The sequence below is a fragment of the Micromonospora sp. NPDC050417 genome (assembly GCF_044458865.1).
Classification (GTDB): Bacteria; Actinomycetota; Actinomycetes; order Mycobacteriales; family Micromonosporaceae; genus Micromonospora_G.
Window position 1 is genome coordinate 1 of record NZ_JBITIH010000069.1, and the last position, 1,638, is coordinate 1,638.

At 65.2% G+C, this 1,638-nt stretch carries 1 protein-coding gene; it reads left to right on the forward strand.

Features of this window, described 5'->3' with window-relative positions; all coding sequences use genetic code 11:
• Window positions 1–198 precede the first annotated feature (198 nt).
• Complete coding sequence (locus tag ACIBF5_RS32685; RefSeq protein ID WP_396816751.1) at window positions 199–1,629, forward strand: IS4 family transposase; 1,431 nt, start codon at window positions 199–201, stop codon at window positions 1,627–1,629.
• Window positions 1,630–1,638: the final 9 nt, after the last annotated feature.

Sequence of the window (1,638 nt, forward strand, 5' to 3'; positions counted from 1 at the left end):
CAATGCCGCTTAGTTAGTGCGGTGGGTGATCGGGTGGCGGCGGATAGTCATGGCGGCGTGGCGGGACATGGAACAACGGAACTACCGGTATGACTGTCGATCGACCAAGAAAGACTGTCTGTCCCGGGAGTTCCGTTGTCGGTTCAGTTTGCCATGCCAACGATGGGTGGCCCAGCCCGCGATCACATCGATCTCGGGGTGTTGACCAGTACCGTCCCGCCCGACCTGGTCGACGAGGTCATCGAGACGGCGGGCTGTCGAGAACAGCGACGGCGGGTCCTGCCCGCACGTGTGGTGATCTACTTCGTACTCGCGTTGACGCTCTTCAGCGCCGCTGACGGTTACCGCCCGCCGGGATACCGGGCCGTCGCACGGATCCTGGTCCTGCGGTGGCGGTGGCTGTGCCACGGGTGCGAGATCGCGTCGAGTTCGGCGTTGACACAGGCCCGGCAACGACTCGGCGTCAAGCCGCTGCAGATACTCTTCGACCGGGTCCGTGGCACCGCCGGTACGTCATCAACCGGGTCGACGTTCGTTCTCGGACGTCGCCTCGTCGCGTGGGACGCCACCACCCTGGCCGCTCCGGACACTCCCGCGAACGCCGCCGAGTTCGGCTACCACGGCCAAGCCCGTAACCCCACCAAGAAACCGGCGGACAGCTACCTACGCCGGCTCGGTAGCACCCCGCTGATCCGACTCATGACACTCATCGACTGCGGCACCCACACCGTCATCGACGCCGCGTTCGACGGAGTCGTCACCTCCAGCGAACTCACCCTCGCCCGGCGGCTCCTCGCCTCACTCACCCCCGACATGCTCCTGCTCGCCGACCGGAACTTCACCGGCCAGGACCTCTGGTCACACGCCGCCGCCACCGGCGCCGACCTCATCTGGAGAGCGAAGAAGAACCTCCACCTCGTCCCCACCACCCACCTCCCCGACGGATCATTCCTCGCCACACTCCCCACCAGACGCGAGATCGTCCGACTCGCCGGCGCCCGTGCCCGCGGCTGCCCACCCCAACCACCACGCCACGGCCACCCCATCCGCGTCGTGGAATTCACCATCACCACCACCAACGGCCACAACACCAGAACCGACGAATACCGCCTGATCACGACCCTGCTCGACCACCACCACGCCCCCGCGCAACAACTCGCCGCCCTCTACCAACAACGCTGGGAATCAGAAACCCACTACAGCTTCCTCAAACCCCGCCTCCTCGGCACCAACACCACCCTCCGCTCACACACACCCACCGGCATCACCCAAGAGATCTACGCACTCCTCATCACCTACCAAGCCCTCTGCCACCTCCGCACCGAAGCCGCCACCACCGCCAACATCGACCCCGACCGGATCTCCTTCACCCTCACCCTCCGCGCCGCCCGCACCTCTCTCTACCAACACCCCACCCACCACACCCGCGACCAAACCATCAGCGACATCCTCAACGAACCCCCACTCACCAGACGCAACCGCAGCTACCCCCGACAACGACGACCAACCTTCACCCCCTACACCCCAAAACCCCGCCGCCAACCCCGACCACCCGCCCACACCCACCACACAATCACCCTCACACCCAGCCAAACCACCAACAAGATCACCAAACAACGCCTTAACTAAGCGGCATTG